The organism is Arthrobacter sp. TJ-236 (assembly GCF_058269235.1).
Window position 1 is genome coordinate 152,889 of sequence record NZ_JBZCNI010000001.1, and the last position, 16,946, is coordinate 169,834.

General features: G+C 68.5%; 16 protein-coding genes and 1 tRNA gene. 12 read left to right on the plus strand and 5 right to left on the minus strand.

All coding sequences use genetic code 11. The features are described from left to right. The first annotated feature begins 2 nt into the window (after positions 1 to 2). The 10 genes from proB to AC4D16_RS00660 all read left to right on the plus strand — a co-directional run bounded on the left by proB (position 3) and on the right by AC4D16_RS00660 (position 9,716). Positions 3 to 1,142 carry a glutamate 5-kinase gene (proB, locus tag AC4D16_RS00615; protein ID WP_490949367.1) on the plus strand — a complete coding sequence of 380 codons (1,140 nt, stop codon included), beginning with the start codon at positions 3 to 5 and terminating at the stop codon, positions 1,140 to 1,142. 61 nt (positions 1,143 to 1,203) lie between these two features. Continuing rightward, a complete protein-coding gene (locus tag AC4D16_RS00620; RefSeq protein ID WP_490953582.1) occupies positions 1,204 to 2,622 on the plus strand; it encodes a glutamate-5-semialdehyde dehydrogenase in 1,419 nt (472 codons plus the stop codon). Positions 2,623 to 2,773: 151 nt separating this feature from the next. Then, entirely contained in the window at positions 2,774 to 3,010 is a 237-nt protein-coding gene (locus AC4D16_RS00625; protein WP_490949365.1) for a hypothetical protein, read from the plus strand. Positions 3,011 to 3,048: 38 nt separating this feature from the next. After that, positions 3,049 to 3,669 (plus strand): nicotinate-nucleotide adenylyltransferase, encoded by a 621-nt coding sequence (nadD, locus tag AC4D16_RS00630; RefSeq protein ID WP_490949364.1) that lies wholly within the window; start codon positions 3,049 to 3,051, stop codon positions 3,667 to 3,669. Between the two features lie 144 nt (positions 3,670 to 3,813). Continuing rightward, entirely contained in the window at positions 3,814 to 5,238 is a 1,425-nt protein-coding gene (locus tag AC4D16_RS00635) for a hypothetical protein (protein WP_490953583.1), read from the plus strand. Between the two features lie 27 nt (positions 5,239 to 5,265). Beyond that, positions 5,266 to 5,676: a ribosome silencing factor gene (rsfS, locus tag AC4D16_RS00640; RefSeq protein WP_490953584.1), complete on the plus strand. Its 411-nt coding sequence runs from the start codon at positions 5,266 to 5,268 to the stop codon at positions 5,674 to 5,676. After that, positions 5,673 to 6,353 carry a histidine phosphatase family protein gene (locus tag AC4D16_RS00645; protein WP_490953585.1) on the plus strand — a complete coding sequence of 227 codons (681 nt, stop codon included), beginning with the start codon at positions 5,673 to 5,675 and terminating at the stop codon, positions 6,351 to 6,353. The genes rsfS and AC4D16_RS00645 overlap by 4 nt, the downstream gene beginning before the upstream one ends. A gap of 95 nt (positions 6,354 to 6,448) precedes the next feature. Next, positions 6,449 to 6,521, plus strand: a tRNA-Ala gene (locus AC4D16_RS00650). A gap of 227 nt (positions 6,522 to 6,748) precedes the next feature. Next, positions 6,749 to 7,792, plus strand: a complete 1,044-nt coding sequence (locus AC4D16_RS00655; RefSeq protein WP_490953586.1) for an SDR family NAD(P)-dependent oxidoreductase — start codon at positions 6,749 to 6,751, stop codon at positions 7,790 to 7,792. Positions 7,793 to 8,525: 733 nt separating this feature from the next. After that, on the plus strand, positions 8,526 to 9,716 hold the full coding sequence (locus tag AC4D16_RS00660) for an RtcB family protein (RefSeq protein ID WP_490953587.1): 1,191 nt from the start codon (positions 8,526 to 8,528) through the stop codon (positions 9,714 to 9,716). A gap of 214 nt (positions 9,717 to 9,930) precedes the next feature. Here the strand turns inward: AC4D16_RS00660 and AC4D16_RS00665 are convergent, their stop codons facing one another. From AC4D16_RS00665 to AC4D16_RS00680, 4 genes are all read right to left on the minus strand, one after another. Beyond that, a complete protein-coding gene (locus AC4D16_RS00665; RefSeq protein WP_490953588.1) occupies positions 9,931 to 10,845 on the minus strand; it encodes an HNH endonuclease in 915 nt (304 codons plus the stop codon). A 185-nt stretch (positions 10,846 to 11,030) separates the two neighbouring features. Then, positions 11,031 to 12,503, minus strand: a complete 1,473-nt coding sequence (locus tag AC4D16_RS00670) for a glycoside hydrolase family 16 protein (RefSeq protein ID WP_490953589.1) — start codon at positions 12,501 to 12,503, stop codon at positions 11,031 to 11,033. A 138-nt stretch (positions 12,504 to 12,641) separates the two neighbouring features. After that, on the minus strand, positions 12,642 to 13,088 hold the full coding sequence (locus tag AC4D16_RS00675; RefSeq protein ID WP_490953590.1) for a hypothetical protein: 447 nt from the start codon (positions 13,086 to 13,088) through the stop codon (positions 12,642 to 12,644). Between the two features lie 123 nt (positions 13,089 to 13,211). Beyond that, positions 13,212 to 13,574, minus strand: coding sequence for a hypothetical protein (locus tag AC4D16_RS00680; protein ID WP_490953591.1), 363 nt, complete (start codon positions 13,572 to 13,574; stop codon positions 13,212 to 13,214). A 262-nt stretch (positions 13,575 to 13,836) separates the two neighbouring features. Between AC4D16_RS00680 and AC4D16_RS00685 the strand changes: the two genes are divergently transcribed. After that, the gene (locus AC4D16_RS00685; protein ID WP_490953592.1) at positions 13,837 to 14,916 is read left to right on the plus strand and encodes an App1 family protein phosphatidate phosphatase; all 1,080 of its coding nucleotides are present in this window, start codon (positions 13,837 to 13,839) and stop codon (positions 14,914 to 14,916) included. A 35-nt stretch (positions 14,917 to 14,951) separates the two neighbouring features. Further along, on the plus strand, positions 14,952 to 15,869 hold the full coding sequence (locus tag AC4D16_RS00690) for a methylenetetrahydrofolate reductase (protein ID WP_490953593.1): 918 nt from the start codon (positions 14,952 to 14,954) through the stop codon (positions 15,867 to 15,869). Positions 15,870 to 15,898: 29 nt separating this feature from the next. Here AC4D16_RS00690 and AC4D16_RS00695 read toward each other — a convergent pair whose 3' ends face one another. Then, positions 15,899 to 16,834 carry a LysR family transcriptional regulator gene (locus tag AC4D16_RS00695; protein WP_490949350.1) on the minus strand — a complete coding sequence of 312 codons (936 nt, stop codon included), beginning with the start codon at positions 16,832 to 16,834 and terminating at the stop codon, positions 15,899 to 15,901. Positions 16,835 to 16,946: the final 112 nt, after the last annotated feature.

Genomic DNA, 16,946 nt, shown 5'->3' on the forward strand with positions numbered 1-16,946 from the left:
AGGTGAGTTCGGACCGGTCGGTCGGGGGAGTGCACGGAGGGCTGGCGGAGGCCGGGCGGATCGTCGTCAAGGTCGGGTCGTCGTCGCTCACCTCGGTGTCGGGCGGTATCTCTGAGGACGCTCTCGTGGGCCTCTCGGACGTGCTCGCCGCCAGGCGCTCCGCCGGGACCGAGGTCATCCTCGTCTCCTCGGGAGCCATCGCCGCTGGTCTGGCTCCCCTCGGACTGACCCGCAGGCCGTCCCAGCTGTCCTCCCAGCAGGCCGCGGCCAGCGTGGGGCAGGGACTGCTGATGGCCCGCTACTCGCGCGCGTTCTCGGCCCACGGAATCATCGTCAGCCAGATCCTGATCACGGCCGACGATCTCATCAGGCGGTCGCACTACGCCAACGCCCACCGGGCGATGGAGCGGCTGCTCAACTTCGGCGTGGTGCCGATCGTGAACGAGAACGACACCGTCGCCAGTCATGAGATCCGCTTCGGGGACAACGACCGCCTGGCCGCCCTCGTGGCCCACCTCGTGAAGGCCGACGCCCTCGTCCTGCTGTCCGATGTCGATGCCCTCTACGACGGTCCGCCGAGCGCCGGCGCCACGCGCATCCCGCTCGTCGCCTCCGCAGCGGACCTCGAGGGCGTCACGATCGGACGGACCGGGAAGTCGGGCGTGGGGACCGGCGGCATGGTGACGAAGGTGGAAGCCGCGACCATCGCGGCGGCGTCCGGCATCCCCGCCCTCGTCACGTCCACCGCCAACGCCGCAGCGGCCCTGCGGGGGGACGACGTCGGGACCTGGTTCACCGCCACCGGCAAGCGCCAGCCGATCCGCCTGCTCTGGCTCGCGCATCTCGCCCGTGTGCTCGGCACGCTCGTCCTCGACGACGGCGCCGTACGGGCCGTGCGCGAACGCCGGCGGTCACTCCTCCCGGCGGGCGTCGTGGAGGTCTCGGGCGTCTTCGAGGCCGGTGACCCGGTCCAGCTCGTCGGCCCCGACGGGTCCGTCGTGGCCCGAGGGCTCGTGAACTACAGCTCCGCGGAACTGCCGCGCATGCTCGGCCGCTCGACCCACGAGCTCGCCGAGGACCTCGGGGCGGAGTACGAACGGTCCGTGGTGCACGTGAACGACCTCGTGGTCCTGCACGGCTGAGGACGCCGTCACCTGCTGACACGCACCCGGGAGGGCCGCCGACGCTCGCTAGAATGCGTGCATGACCGATGTGAGCACGGAGACCGAAGCGCTGACGCAGCACGACACGACCCCCTCCGCCGTGCCCGGCGGGGCAGCCGCACCGTCGTCGTCCGCTGCGCCCTCAGCGCCCCCTGAGCGGGAGACCTCCACCGGGGACGTTGCGCAGGATCCGGACGGCGACGCGATCGTCGCCGCGGTGCACGCCATCACGGATCGGGCCCGGGCGGCCTCACGCACGCTCGGACGGGCGAACCGCGCACGGAAGGACGGCGCCCTCCGCGCGATCGCCGAGGCGCTCGTCGCACGGCGGGATCTCGTCCTCGCAGCCAACCGCGACGACGTCGAACGCGGACGCGCGGGCGGGACCTCCGATTACCTCCTCGACCGGCTGAGCCTCGATGCCGATCGCGTGGCACTGCTTGCCGACGCACTCACACAGCTCGCCGCCCTCCCGGATCCGGTGGGCACCTCCGTGCGGGCCGAGACACTCCCGAACGGCCTGCGCATGCGGCAGGTACGCGTTCCGCTCGGGGTCGTCGCCGCCATCTACGAAGCACGGCCCAACGTCACGGTCGACATCGTGGGCCTCGCGCTGAAAAGTGGCAACGCCGTCGTCCTCCGGGGCGGGAGCGCGGCTTCCTCGACCAATGCCGCGCTCATCGGGATCATCAGGGACACGCTCGAGGACCTCGGCCTGCCCGACGACGCCGTGCTCAGCGTCGACGAGTTCGGACGGGAAGGGGCGCAGGTCCTGATGCGGGCGCGCGGGCGCATCGACGTGCTGATCCCCCGGGGCGGCCGTGAGCTCATCCAGTCGGTGGTCACGAACGCGCGCGTTCCCGTCATCGAGACCGGGGAGGGCAACGTGCACATCTTCCTCGATGAGAGCGCCGAGACCGACATGGCGGTCGACATCCTCCTCAACGCGAAGACCCAGCGGCCGAGCGTCTGCAACACCGTGGAGACACTCCTGGTGCACAGCCGGTCAGCGGCGGCAGGGCCCGTCCTCGGGGCGCTGGCCCACGCAGGGGTCATGCTGCACGTGGACGACCGCGCGAGGGCCCTGCTGCCCGAGGGCGTGCACGCCCTGGCCGCGACGGACGACGACTGGGGCCGCGAGTACATGCAGCTCGACCTCGCCGTCCGCACGGTGGACGGCGTCGACGACGCGCTGCGGCACATCAGGCGGTGGAGCACGGGACACAGCGAGGCGATCATCACGAACGACCTCGCGAGTTCGGAGGAGTTCGTCGCCGGCGTCGACTCCGCGGCCGTCCTCGTCAACGCCTCGACCCGCTTCGTCGACGGCGGTGAGCTCGGTCTCGGCGCGGAGGTCGGGATCTCGACGCAGAAGATGCACGCACGCGGCCCCATGGGCCTGACGGAGCTCACCACCACGAAGTGGATCGTGCAGGGCGAGGGCCAGATCCGTCGCTGATCAGTCGCCGATCCGTCGCCGATCCGGCCGCTGATCTTCCACTGATCGGCGGTCGACGGCGGGGGAGCCGGGCCGGGTACGCGTACCATGGGAGAAATCGTCCTGGCCGGTCCCGCCGGTCGGACCGACCCGATCTCACAGAGGACATACGATGCTCTACTCCCTCGGCGGCGCACTGCTGGCAGCAGAAGGCGCGGAACACCACACCGAACTTCCGATGCCGGCCATCGCCTACGGGCTGATCGTCATGGGTATCCTCCTCCTGCTGATGCTGGTCACGGTCTCCTTCTCCAACGTGCGCAACCGCCACGAGGCCGTCGAGGAGCACATCGACCCCCACAAGCAGCACACCAACAACCACGATCACGGCGAAGCCAACCGGCACTAGCGGCATCGGTGGTACCTGGAACGCCCGGACGCGAGGTCATGGGCGCAACGCAGCAGCGCCGCGCCGACGGTAGTCCCTGGCGCCTCGGCGTCATGGGTGGAACCTTCGATCCCATCCACCACGGCCACCTCGTGGCCGCGAGCGAGGTCGCGACCGTCTTCGACCTCGACGAAGTGGTGTTCGTCCCGACGGGTCAGCCCTGGCAGAAAGTCGACAAGAACGTCACCGAGGCCGAGCACCGCTACCTCATGACGGTCATCGCCACGGCGTCGAACCCGCGGTTCACAGTGAGTCGGGTGGACATCGAGCGACCCGGACCGACGTTCACCATCGACACCCTGCGCGACCTCAAGGCGGAGCGCCCTGACGCACAGCTGTTCTTCATCACCGGTGCGGACGCGATGTCGCAGATCCTCACGTGGAAGGACGCGGAGGAGCTGTGGTCGCTGGCCCACTTCATCGGCGTCACCCGGCCCGGGCACGAGCTCAACGGGCGCGGCCGCGACGTGAGCCTGCTGGAGGTGCCGGCGATGGCGATCTCCAGCACGGACTGCCGCCGACGCGTCGACGAGGACAAGCCCGTCTGGTACCTGGTGCCTGACGGCGTGGTCCAGTACATCGCCAAACACCGTCTGTACAGGGTCGCCGTGCGTCAGTGACGCCCGTCGAGCGTGCACAGGACCGCGAGGGGTCCCTGGTGCATCAGGCGCGATCGGGTTCGGCAGCAGGGTCTCGAGCAGCAACGTCTCAGGCAGCAGGTCTCATGCAGGGAAGCGGATGGACGACGGTCAGGGGGACTGGACATGACAGTGCGTGATGCGTCGGGCGGGCAACCCGTCGACGACGGCTCGGCACTGCCCGAAGGGATCCGACACAGCCGGCGTGCTGCCCGTGCCCCCGTCGACGCCGTGCCCGAGCACGCCCGGGAGCGCGAGTCACAGGTCCGCGCGCGTGATCGCGAAGCACTGCGGGCCTACCGGGCCCTCGCCGAGGGGCGCCCCTCCGAGGCGGTTGACGGCGCGAGGGTCGAGGTGCCGACGCGACGGACACTCCGGGTGCAGCGCGCCGGCGCCTCGTCGTCCTCGGCGGTCACGCCCGCGTCGACACCTGATCCCACAGCACAGGCTCCGTCCGGACCCGATGCGGCAGCCGACCACACCGTCGAGTCGTCCTCCCTGGCTCCCTCCGACGCGGAACCGACCGTCGTGCGCTCATCGACGACCGGCCCGGAATCCGCGGTGGCAGGGCGTGAGGTCCCGGAGGTGCACGAGGCATCCGGAGCTGCTCCCCCGGCATCGCAGGGGAGAGGGAGCGAGCTGGGGCGGGGTGTCGAGCCGCAGGCCCCTGGTGCGCTTGCCGAGCAGGATGGGCAGACTGCTCCCGCCCTCCACCCGGCATCGGCTGCCCATTCCGGGACGTCGACCGGCGGCACCGACCGGGTGGCCCTTCCCGGCGGACGCCGGGACCGCCGTCGGCAGGAGACCGCCCAGACCGCCGCCGTCGTGCCGCAGGGAACCGCTGTCGACGGTTCCTCACGATCGGCCGACGACGACACCCCTGACGCGAGCCCCGATGCCCCCACTGCTGAGCGGTCCGGCGCACGGCCGAACGGGAACATGACCGTCGAGGAGGCGCTGGCGGCCCGGAACGCCCTCGTCCAGGACGCTCGTGCCCTCGTCAAAGGACTCGAGACGACCGACGGTGACGGCGGCATCATCGTGGACCTGGAGATCCTCGCGCAGCAGAAGGCTCTCGCGGAGCGGGCCGCTGTCCTGAACTCACGCGCCCGGCGGATCCAGGAACTCGCCGAGCAGAACCAGCAGCGGAAGCCCGTCCCGAACGATCCCACGACGGCACACAACATCCCCTTCGTCCCCCACTCCGACGCCTCCCGCCGTCCCGGTGATGCGCCGTCGGCGCTCCGCGCGCCTCGGACGTCCCACATCCCCGTCGTGGTGCCCCGCGCTGCCGGGTCCCACACCGGGTCCCACACCGGGTCCCATCCCGAGCCGGAGACCGCCGTTGTACCGCCGCCGGAGGGGGAGGCACAGCCGGGAACCGGACCGATAGGGGCACGGACTGCGTTCGGGCTCGACCCCCTGGATGCCATGACCGCAGGACTAGGGCGGGCGCGTCGTCTGCGCCTTCTGCAGTACTCGCTGCTCGGTGTGGGCGGAGCGGCCCTCGTGACCGGGATAATGATGACTGTCAGCTCCCTCAATGGGTGACACCGCTGACCACATACAAGGAGATCTGTGACTGCAACCGAACAGTCCGTCGGCATCGCCCGCACAGCGGCGCACGCCGCGGCGGACAAGATAGCCCAGGACATCATCGCCATCGACGTCAGCGACCGGCTGGCCATCACCGACGTCTTCGTGATCGCCTCGGCGCCGAGCGAGCGCCAGGTCAACGCGATCGTGGACGGCATCGAGGAAGAGCTGTCCAAGCAGGGCCTGAAGCCCGTGCGTCGTGAGGGTCGCAGCGAGGGCCGCTGGGTCCTGCTCGATTACGCCACCGTGGTGGTGCATGTGCAACACGAGGAGGACCGCGTGTTCTACGCACTCGATCGCCTGTGGAAGGACTGCCCGGCCGTGGATCTGCAGCTCGACGGCGTACTGCAGGGCCCTGCGCAGCCGGCGGCACTGCACGACGCCCCCGAGTGAGCCGCGACCCCCACTCCGACACGGCAGCGCGCCGCATCATCTTCTGGCGGCACGGCCGCACCGAGTGGAACCACGCAGGGCGCTTCCAGGGCCAGGAGGACATCGATCTCGACGCGACGGGGCGGGCGCAGGCCAAGCGGGCAGCAGAGCTGCTCGCCGCCAAGCGTCCCTCAGTGATCGTGGCGTCCGACCTCCGGCGTGCAGCGGACACCGCTGCAGCTCTGTCGAGAATCTGTGGCGCGCGGGTTGAACAGGATCCACGGCTGCGGGAGACGAACGCGGGAGTCTGGCAGGGGCTGACGTTCGGCGAGATCGCCGACCGCTTCGCCGAGGACAACACGGCGTGGCGGAGCGGGGATCCTGACGTCCGAGCCGGAGGGGCGGAGAACCGGCGCGACGTCGGACGGCGCATGCTCGAGGCGGTCCTCGAGGCCCTTCACCGCGTCGAGCCCGGGGGTACTCTCGTCGTCGCGAGCCACGGTGGCTCCATCAGGGCAGCTCTCGCCGCTCTGATGGGCCTGCCTCCCGATCACTGGGGCGCGCTCTCGGGGCTCTCGAACTGCCATTGGTCCGAGGTCCACGAGGTGCCGGATCGTGAGCAGGCGCGCTTCTCGTGGCAGCTGACCGAGCACAACGTGGGTCTCGGGTCCCTGCCGACGGAGCCGCTCGAGGGGTGACCCCGGGAAGCTCCCGCTGATTTGTCGGGCGGCAGCGGAACTACTACACTGAGGAAGTTGCTTCGGCCGGGTATCCCGGCCAGGACGACGACCGAGGGGCTATGGCGCAGCTGGTAGCGCACCTGCATGGCATGCAGGGGGTCAGGGGTTCGAATCCCCTTAGCTCCACGACGAACCGCCGATTTTCAGGGTCAACGCCCTGATCCGGCGGTTTTTCGTTGCCACCGAACGGAACCGGACCGGGACGGCGGAAGCGTCATCGGGCACATGAGGCACACGTCGGCCGGCCGCGCATCCTCCTCCTTCCACCGAATCGCGTTGAAGCCCTGACCCGGCCGTCCTTACGGTCATGGAACGAGCGGGCGGGCACGCCGTCCGGAGCGTCGGAGGGTTGTATGCGGATCAGGAACAGCGTCGTGGTCATCACCGGGGCAGCGAGCAGGATCGGCCGTGCCACGGCACTTCGCTTTGACCGCAGGGGTACGAGCCTCGTGCTCGCGAGCAGACGGGTCGAGGCGCTCGAATCCCTCGTGACGGAGTGCACGGCCCTCGGGTCACGAGCACTGGCGGTGCCCACGGACACCTCCGAGTACGATGCGGTGCAGGAACTGGCCGCTCGCGCCGTCGAGGAGTTCGGACGCATCGACATCTGGGTCAACAATGCCGCGGTCGCCCTCTTCTCACCCTTCCTCGAGGTGCCCAAGAGGGACTCCGAGTGCGTCATCGACGTCAACCTGCTGGGCTACGTGTACGGGTCACGGGCGGCGCTGGAGCGCATGCAGGACCAGGAGTCCGGCGTCGTGGTCAACGTCGCGTCGATCGTGGGCGTGATACCCCAGCCCTACACCTCCGCCTACTCCGTCTCGAAGGCCGCCGTCCGCGCCCTCGGCGTCAGCCTGCGGTCGGAGCTGACGCTCGACCGGAAGAAGCACATCCACGTCTGCACGGTGCTGCCTCCGACGATCGACACACCGTTCTTCCATCACGTCGCCAACTACACGGGCCGGCGAGTGGTCGCCATGCCGGCCGTGTACTCGGCCGATCGGGTGACCAAGGCGACCCTCGGCGTGGTCGAGTCGCCGACCCGTGAGGTCGCGGTGGGCCGCCTCGGCAGGTCGATGGTCAGGCAGCACCGGTTCAAGTCTGGCCGGTTGGAGAGAGTCATGGCCCATCAGGTGGAGCACACGCACCTGTCGAAGAAGGAACCCGCCGAGGATTCCAGTGGCAATCTCTACGGCCCGTCGCTCGATCCGGACAACGCGCGCACGACCGGTGGGTGGGGTGGCACGAGGCGCACCGTGCAGCGGACCATGCTCACAGGTGCCCTCCTCGGTGCGGGCGTCGGCGCTGTCGTCGTCGCCGGGCCGCTGAAACGTGCCGCTCCTGCCGCAGTGCGGAAAGCGGCGTCGGTCATGCGCCCTCTCGTCCCCGGCGTCTGATACGTCCCCGTGCAGTGATGCTCGGATCCATTCTCTTTCGGGGGAGGTCCGCTCTTGGTGAGAGGCACTTCGGTCCCGCCGGAATGAACTCAGCGGTGGCGCCGGAATGAACTCAGCGGTGCCGCGATCACGATGAATTCGAACTCGACGATTGGATTAGTGGTTTGGGGCTTTACACATGTCGACGACGTGGCATAAAGTCTTCTCCGGACGAGCCAAACGAGCCGTCGAAGCAGACCGGAGACAATGGAATGAGCGTCAGGATGTGTGTCGCCGCAGCTAATCGCCGATTCCTCCTGCCTGCTGCTGACCTCGCGCTCGTCACCCTCCTCGAAGAATGCAAGCCTGGCTATGCCCTGCAGAGTGTGAACCTGCGGCACCGGAGCGTCCCGACCTAGCTGATCCTGGCAGGGTCAGGGCCGTTCCGGGTAAGTCCAGCCCGGAACGGCCTCTTTCTTTGCCCTCTCACACGTGTCAGCGATGCGCCAGACGACCTGCGTATTTCTCGGCGCGTGAACAAGGACGAATATGTCCTTTATCTCGATGAATTCAAACGCCGTCGCGCCCTAAAATTATCGCGGACATTCTCTCGCGAGAACCGATTCCTCATTGTCGACGTCCTGAAAGCAGGGGCACGTCGAGCCGATATTCCAACGGTCACCCGTACCGGGCCGGAACCCTCATTCCTTCGACCTCCGCGTCGAAGGTGATCAGCCTTCGAGGAGGCAGCACCATGGATTTACCTGTCACACTCAGCGGTGCGCGAGCGTCGACCCTCATGTGGGCTCCGGAGAGCGACATCGAGCCTGCCGCCCTGCAGCAGCTGCGCAACATCGCGGAACTCGAGCACGTGTACGGTCTGCGGGTGATGCCCGACGTCCACCTCGGCAAGGGCGCGACGGTCGGGTCCGTGATCGCGATGGAGAGCGCCATCTCGCCGTCTGCCGTCGGTGTGGACATCGGTTGCGGCGTGTCAGCGGTCCGCACGTCGTTGACCGCGAAGGACCTGCCCGAGGATCTCAAGCCGCTCCGCCTGGCCGTCGAGGCGACCATACCGCTCGGCTTCCGCGGTCACGAGCAGCGGTTGGACCTCCGGCGCCTCGGCGTCACGGATGGTCTGGACGTGTTCTGGCGCCGCTTCAAGGATCTTCACGGTGGCGTCCAGAAGCTCGAGTCGAAGGCCCACTCACAGCTCGGCTCACTCGGCGGAGGCAACCACTTCCTGGAGATGACCCTCGACGCCGACGACCGCGTCTGGCTGACCCTGCATTCCGGCTCGAGGAACATCGGCAAGGAGCTCGCCGAGCGGCACATCGCCATCGCCAAGACGTTGCCGCAGAACAGGGACCTTCCGGACCGGGACCTCGCCGTGTTCCTCAAGGGTTCGGCGGAGATGGACGCCTACCGGCGTGATCTCGAGTGGGCGCGGGAGTACGCGCTGCGATCCCGCAAGATCATGATGGAGTTGTTCAAGGACACGGTGCGGAAGGCCTTGCCGACCGCCGACGTCGGCTTCGACACGGAGATCTCCTGCCACCACAACTACGTCGCGGAGGAGGAGATCGACGGTCGCTCCATGCTCGTCACCCGGAAGGGTGCCATCCGTGCGGGGTCCGGCGAGCTCGGGCTCATCCCCGGGTCGATGGGCACCGGTTCGTACATCGTGCGCGGGCTCGGCAACCCGGCGTCGTTCCAGTCGGCGTCGCACGGCGCCGGCCGCCGCATGAGCCGGAACAGGGCGAAGGCAACCTACACCGTGGACGACCTCGTCGAGCAGACCCGCGGTGTGGAGTCACGCAAGGATGCAGGGATCGTCGACGAGATCCCCGGCGCCTACAAGGAGCTCGGTGCGGTCATCGCGGCGCAGTCGGACCTCGTGTCGGTGGTTCAGCACCTGCGCACGATTCTGTGCGTGAAGGGCTGAGCACGCCGTGTTCATCGAGAGGCGGTGCGGCTTCGGCCGCACCGACCCTCGGCGATCTTGGCGGACGACGACGTGATCGGGGGCATGCTGGTCATCACCGTATGCACACCGGGCATCAGGCAAACCGTCGTCCTGCTCTGCGTAGTAGGCGACGGCTTCCAGAACTTGATCGCTCCCAGCGCTGGGACACATCACCTTCAAGAGGTCCGCGGTCTCAGGTGCCTGCTTCCAGGATGCGCGTCGCTGCGCGCTCGGCGTCGAGCTGATGAGTCGACATGGCCGCTCCCGGCAGGAATCCGCCGGCCCTGATCATCGATCTGATCTCGCTGATGCTGTAGGGGTGCGGGGCGCGGCCGTGAGCGACGACATGGCACGTGGGGCACAACGGGACAAGATCCACCAGCGGATCGGGCTCGAACGGCGCTCCGACGAGTTCGGGCGGCGTGATGAGGTGGACCTGCACGATGTCGGCACCCGCGGGCCCGTACGTCTGCTCGCCGTCGAGATCGCAGGCGTGGCAGACAGAGCCTCGTGCGGCCAGGGTCCTGCGGCGGAGATCGTCGTCGATCTCGAAGCGGTTGTCCGGACGACGCACCACCGCTGCCGCGGGGAGTGAGCCGGGGAGGGGCAAGGTACTCGCGACGGCGGCCGGTACGTTGCTCGACCAGAGCAGGCGCAGAGCGGTGTCGGCCGCTTCGGTGAGCCCCCGAGCAGTGAAGGGCCTACTTCCAGGTGGGCGGTCGAGCAGCGTATGGGCTGTCACCACTACCTCGGCCGGTATCTCGTCGCCTCTCAGCAGCAGCAGGTCCAGATCGATCAGCAGACATGGCCCCTCGACAGTTGGTTCGCCTGACGCTCCTGCGTCTGCAGGTCCGGGTCCATCAGAACCGTGCGAGGCCCATACGCCCGACGTCGTCCCGGTGAGGATTCCGTGCCCGATGAGGCCTATCTGCTCCCCGCCCGCCGCGCCGATGACGAGCCAGACGTCCACCCCTGGCTCCGCGTCCAGCACCGGCCCGCCCGGCCAGGACATCCGAAGGACCCCGGTCCGGTCGATGGTGTCGACGTCCTTTGCATGCGTCCCCGGCCATGGCCGGGCCGCATTCCAGATGAGCAGGACGGCGGTCATGGTCCTGAGTGTTGCACGTGAAGGCTCCCGGACGCCGAAGAGGGGCTGACGGGCCCTCGCCCTCAACCCCCTCGGTGCCGATCACAATCGGATCGCGTCGATCAGCGTTGCTGGTGATGGGTGATGCTTGGCAACTATTCGGCGATGTGTACGCAGCCACCGATTGCAGGACGTTCCCACTTCGGTCAGGGGTTGTACTTCCACGCCCGAACGTAGTCGACCTTGAAGACGGCCGGCATCTTGGTGTCCGCGTACTGCGGTGCTACCGGGTAGCCGTGATAGGGAGAGCCGATCTGCAGGTTCAGGCGCATGTTGAAGGGCGCCTGGAAGTTCGGCCCCCACAGCCAGGGGTGCTTGTCCTTCGTCAGGGTCGCAACATGCTTGTTGTCGAAGTAGCCGCGCAATTCGGTGGGCGTGTACTCGATGGCCCAGGTGTGGAAAGCCAAAGCCGAGTGAACCGTCGTACCAGCTGCATTCTCCCAGTTGACGGCGGTTCGCAAGCCACCGCCGTTCGTGGACTCGTGAGCGGTCAGCGTCGAGGTTCCGACGCGCGTCGGGTTGGTGAAGGGGTCTCCCCAGGCCTCCATGATGTCGATCTCGCCGACACTACTGTTCCTCAACCAGAACGCGGGCCATACCCCTCTGGATTGCCCGGCGATGGTCGGGATCTGGGCGCGGATCTCCCAGCGACCGTAGTGCTGTTCGTATTTTCCGATCGTGTCGAGGTATCCGGTGGTGAAGGCTCGTCCTGCGACGTCCTCACGCTTGGCCGTGATGTCGAGGAAGCCGCCCGCGGTGGTGACGTTGCGGGCGAGGATCCGGGCTTTGTCGTACGACAGGGACTCTCCGTCCCTGACTCTCCACTTCGACACGTTGCCGTCGAATTCGTCACGCCACGTCGGTGCGCCCCATCCCGCCACATGACCCGGCTCCGGTGCCGGTGCCGGTGCCGGTGCGGGCGCGGGTGCCGGTGCGGGTGCGGGCGCGGGTGCGGGAGCGGGTGCGGGTGCGGGAGCGGGTGCGGGCGCGGGTGCGGGTGTGGGAGCCGTGAGGGACTGCACCCAGAACTTGGCTCCCTCGTCACTCCAACCCGACTGGCGCAGCGTCGAACCCTCGGTGGCCGACGCACTGTAGCGGTGCTTGGAGCCGTTGAAGTACCGCCGCACCTCCATGCCGCAGGCGACGGGAGACAGCGAAGCGTAGAACTCGACGTTGTGGCGTTCGAACCCGTATCGGGTTTGCACGATCTCGAACTCGTCCGTGCCGGGCATGTCGGGCAGGAGCAGGAAATTGCCGTCCTTGAACATGCGGTGAAGTGGAACTAGGCCGGCGGCAGGAGTAGCCCCTGCCTTGAACACGGGTCCCCGTAGCAGGGAGAAGCCGGAGTACCGGGCGGCTATGGGAATTTCAGCAGTGTTCGTCGTGAGCAGTGACCCATTGGTACTCGGGTTGATGCTCTGGTGCACGGACTGCGTCATCGGTGAGCAGGCGGTGGTCGCGCCGATGGCAGGCGAGCCCCCGACGGCCTGAAGGAGAGCCAGGGGAGTCAGCGCGGCGAGCAGCAGGGCTGTCGTTGAGCGCCGGGACGCGCGCGGGTGTGCCGTCGTGCGACGCGGAGAGGATGCGGACCGTGAGAACTGGTCCTTGAGAAGAGACATGTAGACCTCGCAGAGTGGCGTGTCCCCAGCGGACACCTGCGCATCATGGCACCGGCCGCATCACCTGCCTCGGGTTCTGCAGCTAATCTGCAGAAAGCCTGCGGGGCAGGCGAGCCGTACCTGTCGGATGCGCAGTATTCACCCCTGAACTAACCACAGCTCCGCCTCGTCGCGGTTCGTGAAGAAGCGGATGTCGGCGGAGGAGCGCACGGTGAATGCGGTGAGCACCAGGTCGACGTCGTCCGCGCCGAGAAGGGCTATGCGTAAGCGGTGCGGGAGATTCAGCACGGCTCTCCGGGCGTCCCACGTGATCTCCCGCGGCTGCGACAGCTCCACGAGGAGCGGGAGCTCGTCACCTCCGGAGGCGCACACCGCTGCTGTGGCAAGGAGGACGTCCGTCTCGTCGATCACGAGGCGATGGGCCCACCTCAGGACCAGCACGGGCGGCAGAGGAGTGACGTGGAAGCGCTCGTCCACCTCACAGGACCCCGGCGTCGTGGGGCAGTAGTCGTTCGTCTTCATGGTGAGACCGCTTCCTGGAACCTGCTCCAGCGGCAGGAAGAGGCGGGCGTCGAGCCATGTCATCCCTGCTGATCGAGCTGCAGGGCGCATCGATCAGCACCTATTCGGAGCTCGGTGTCGGGTGGATAGGTGCTCAGTCGACGAAGTAGTTGGTGCAGGCCGAGCGGTGTGCCGGACGAGCCGAGGTCACAGCTCCCAGGCGCGTCCGTCCTGCCACAGCCCGAGGTCTTCGAAACGTGCGATGAGGTCGCTGACCCCGTCGGTCAGGACGGGGACGTCGTCCTCGACGGTGATCAGGGGCTCATAGTGGCGCAGCTCCGCCATCTCGTTGGCGAAGTGGATGGCCCGCGCATGGTCCGAGGTCAGTCCTGCCCCACCGGCCGCGACGGCCTCGAGTGCGCTCTGGGCCCTGCCGAAGCGGATCGCGTGCGCGAGGTCCGCCGCCGTCGTCGTCTCATCGAGGACGCGGCCGGCCTGCCAGCTCTGGAGCGGCGCCCCCTCCTTGAGTCGGACGACCTCTGTCGTCGTCGCGTCCCATCCAACCGCCATGTCGTCCCCCGGTGCTCGTCAACCGGTCCGTCGAGCTGACGGATCGGAATCCCAGAGTCCCAGCCGGGGGAGTCGGGGGACAAGACCGGCAGGCCTCCGGGCTCAGGTTGTGGCCGTGCCGTGACCTGTGATCCAGGTGTCCACTGGTCTGGCCACTGGGCCGTCGGCACTCGTTCCGACGGCACGCACCGTGCCAGACTGAACGCATGCGCCCCAGCTCCGAATGCCCTTCCTGCCCGTGCCGCGCCGGCGAGGCCTCCCGATGAGCCCCGGGCGCGACGGCGGGCATCTTGCCATGAGGCTCGACGACGCCTGGTTGCGCTTCCAGACCCGGCTCGCAGTGCGTCGTGGCCGGATCGAGACCGTCATCCCCTACACGGGGTACGGCTCGACCTCATGGGTGCGGGTGCTCGCGCGCGTGGTCCTCAGCGATCCGAGGGACACCGGCCGCGCGTCCGACGACGGTCCGCTCAAGCCCCTGCAGGAGGGCATGAGGGGATGGCGCAACTTCACCAGCGCTCCCGTGGCGCACGCCGTCGTGCACGTGACGATCGGGGACACCGTCCACGACGTCGAGGCCGACCGCGGAGGTGTGGTCGATGCCCACATACCGGTCACGCTCGATGCCGGCTGGCACACCATCACCCTCCAGTCCGGGGTATCGCGGACGGTCGAGGCGCCCATCAGGATCGTCGCCGACGGGACGACGTTCGGCGTCGTCTCCGACATCGACGACACCGTGATGGTCACCGCGTTGCCGAGGCCGTTCCTCGCCGCCTGGAACACGTTCGTCCTCGACGAGCACGCCCGGACACCGACGCCGGGCATGGCGGTGCTCTACGAGCGGATCGTGCGGACCCTCCCGTCCGCTCCCGTCCTGTACCTGTCCACCGGAGCGTGGAACGTGGCGCCCACCCTGTCACGCTTCCTGTCCCGCAACCTGTACCCTGCCGGACCGAAGCTGCTGACCGACTGGGGTCCGACGCGTGACCGCTGGTTCCGCAGCGGCCAGGAGCACAAACGCACTGCGCTCGAGCGCCTCGCCGAGGAGTTCCCGCACATGAAGTGGCTCCTGGTGGGCGACGACGGACAGCACGACGAAGCCATCTACTCGGAGTTCGCGCAGCGGCATCCGGAGAACGTGCGCGCGATCGCCATCCGGCAGCTGTCCGTGGGCGAAGCCGTCCTGGCCGGCGGGCGCTCGAAATCGGGGGTCCTCCCCACGCCTGGCATCCCATGGGTGTACGCCTCGGACGGCGCGGGGATGTCCGCCCGCCTCGAGGAACTCGGGATCGTCGAGAACAGCGTCAAGTCAGCGGACGTGCCGGAGGAGACGACCTGAGCTCGCTCCGGCACGACGCCGAGGGCCACGGCGCGGTGGGGGAGCCCGCGCGCCCACCGACGAGCTATCCCGCACTCTCCTACGAGCTCTTCCCGCCACGCGACGCCCAGGCGGAGGACGCCCTGTGGACGACGGTTCGTCGGCTCGAAAGGACCCGGCCGGATTTCGTCTCGGTGACCTACGGTGCCGCAGGCAGTAACAGGGACACCGCCGTCGCCCTCCTGAACCGCCTCCTGACCGAGACGGACCTGCGACCGCTCGCCCACCTGACCTGTGTCGGCAGTACGCGGGCCGAACTCGAGGAGATCGTCGACCGGCTGATCGTGGGCGGTGTGCGGGGCATCCTCGCCCTGCGCGGGGACGCACCCGACGGGACGGATCCGCGTGAGAGCGACCTCCAGCACGCCGACGAGCTGGTCCGGCTGATCCGCGACGTCGAGGGGCGGAGGACGGCGCAGCTGGCAGCGGGCAGGGTGGCCGTCGGTGTGGCGGCCTACGCCACGCGGCACCCGGAATCGGAGAGCCTCACGCAGGACGTCGAGGTGCTGCTCGCCAAGCAGGGAGCAGGGGCCGATTTCGCGATCACGCAGGTCTACTTCGACACGGCGGACTACCCGCGGCTGCTGGAGCGCGCGCATCGTGCCGGAGTGACCATCCCGATCATCCCCGGCGTCATGCCCCTGACCAGTCCGCGACGCATGAGGAAACTCGCGGAGCTCGGCGGTGTGGAGGTCGATGAGACGCTGGTGGGTCGCCTCGATGCCGCATCCGAGCCCGAGGAGAGGCGGCGCATCGGCACCGAGGCGACCGTGGCACTCGCGCGGCAGGCACTCGATGACGGCGCCCCGGGCCTCCACCTGTACACGTTCAACGAGCACGTGGCGGCGCTCGCTGTCCTCGACGCCCTCGACCTGGCCCGCCCACCCGAGGCCGGGGTCATGGGTTCGCTCTGATTCCTGCCCCGCGGGCAACGGCCGACCCGTCAATTCCCGTGACCGCCGCTGCTCGGTCCGATGCTCCGTACCGCGAGTATCTCCGCGAGCTGATCCATGAACAGCCGCACGCGCGCCTCGTCCGCGTCACCCGTGCGCAGCGCGAAGATGCTCCGGGCCAACCTGATCTCGGGGACGTCGAGGGAGACGATGCCCTGCGGTGCCTCGACCATGGCGAGATCGGGGACCAGCGCCGCGCCGAGCCCGGCGGCGGCGAGTTCGAGGCTGGCGTTGAAGTCGTCACAGTAGGCCACCACCCTCGGGTGGAGGTTGCAGCTCGCGAAGAGCCGCTCGATCACCGTCGCGTCCGCCGTGCCGGGATGGTGCATGATCCACGGCATGTCGGCCAGCTGGTCCGGGGTCACGCGGGAGCCGGCGCGGACGCCCCACATCGCGGGCAGGACGACGCGGAACTCGTCGTCGCCGATCCATTGGCGACGGAGCGTCGTCGGCCAGGCCAGCCCCGCCTGACCCACCTGGTAGACGAGCGCCAGATCGAGGTCGCCGCCCTCACGCAGGCCCTGGATGGTGTGGCCCGGCTCGCCGACGAACACGCGTAGTGACACCCCGAGTCGCTGCCATTCGGGTGTTGCCAGCAGCCGTGGCAGCGCGAAGGTGGCGAGGCTGGGGAAGATCCCGAGTCTCAACTCGGCCCCCTGGGCCGTGCCCGCTCGCGCGGTCGACGCCAGGAGCGCCTCGATGTCCGTGAGCACCTTCGTGGCGTGCCGTGCCATGGCGACCGCGGCGTCGGTCGGGACGGCGCTCCGCGCCGAGCGGACGAAGAGGCGTGCTCCGGTGTCGCGTTCGAGGGCCGCCATCTGCTGCGAGACCGCCGACGCGGTCAGGCCGAGGGCAGTGGCCGCACCGGTGAAGGTGCCGTGACGGATCACCTCGAGCAGGGTGCGGAGGTGTATGGGATTGACCATCTACCACCTGCCTTTCGAACGGTCCAGCCCGATGGTGTGCTGCAGAAACCGCTTGCACCAATCCCGGCCCCATGTAGTAGCGAACTTCTTCCGATTCACACTCTGCAGCAGC

Excerpts from the sequence above, each read along its gene's own strand:
- AC4D16_RS00675 (WP_490953590.1), bottom strand. The coding sequence starts at position 13,088 with ATGACATGGCTCGACGCCCGCCTCTTCCTGCCGCTGGAGCAGGTTCCA.
- AC4D16_RS00695 (WP_490949350.1), bottom strand. The coding sequence starts at position 16,834 with ATGGTCAATCCCATACACCTCCGCACCCTGCTCGAGGTGATCCGTCAC.
- AC4D16_RS00680 (WP_490953591.1), bottom strand. The coding sequence starts at position 13,574 with ATGGCGGTTGGATGGGACGCGACGACGACAGAGGTCGTCCGACTCAAG.
- AC4D16_RS00625 (WP_490949365.1), top strand. The coding sequence starts at position 2,774 with ATGCTCTACTCCCTCGGCGGCGCACTGCTGGCAGCAGAAGGCGCGGAA.
- AC4D16_RS00635 (WP_490953583.1), top strand. The coding sequence starts at position 3,814 with ATGACAGTGCGTGATGCGTCGGGCGGGCAACCCGTCGACGACGGCTCG.
- AC4D16_RS00655 (WP_490953586.1), top strand. The coding sequence starts at position 6,749 with ATGCGGATCAGGAACAGCGTCGTGGTCATCACCGGGGCAGCGAGCAGG.
- AC4D16_RS00660 (WP_490953587.1), top strand. The coding sequence starts at position 8,526 with ATGGATTTACCTGTCACACTCAGCGGTGCGCGAGCGTCGACCCTCATG.
- AC4D16_RS00670 (WP_490953589.1), bottom strand. The coding sequence starts at position 12,503 with ATGTCTCTTCTCAAGGACCAGTTCTCACGGTCCGCATCCTCTCCGCGT.
- AC4D16_RS00620 (WP_490953582.1), top strand. The coding sequence starts at position 1,204 with ATGACCGATGTGAGCACGGAGACCGAAGCGCTGACGCAGCACGACACG.
- AC4D16_RS00685 (WP_490953592.1), top strand. The coding sequence starts at position 13,837 with ATGAGCCCCGGGCGCGACGGCGGGCATCTTGCCATGAGGCTCGACGAC.
- nadD (WP_490949364.1), top strand. The coding sequence starts at position 3,049 with ATGGGCGCAACGCAGCAGCGCCGCGCCGACGGTAGTCCCTGGCGCCTC.
- AC4D16_RS00665 (WP_490953588.1), bottom strand. The coding sequence starts at position 10,845 with ATGACCGCCGTCCTGCTCATCTGGAATGCGGCCCGGCCATGGCCGGGG.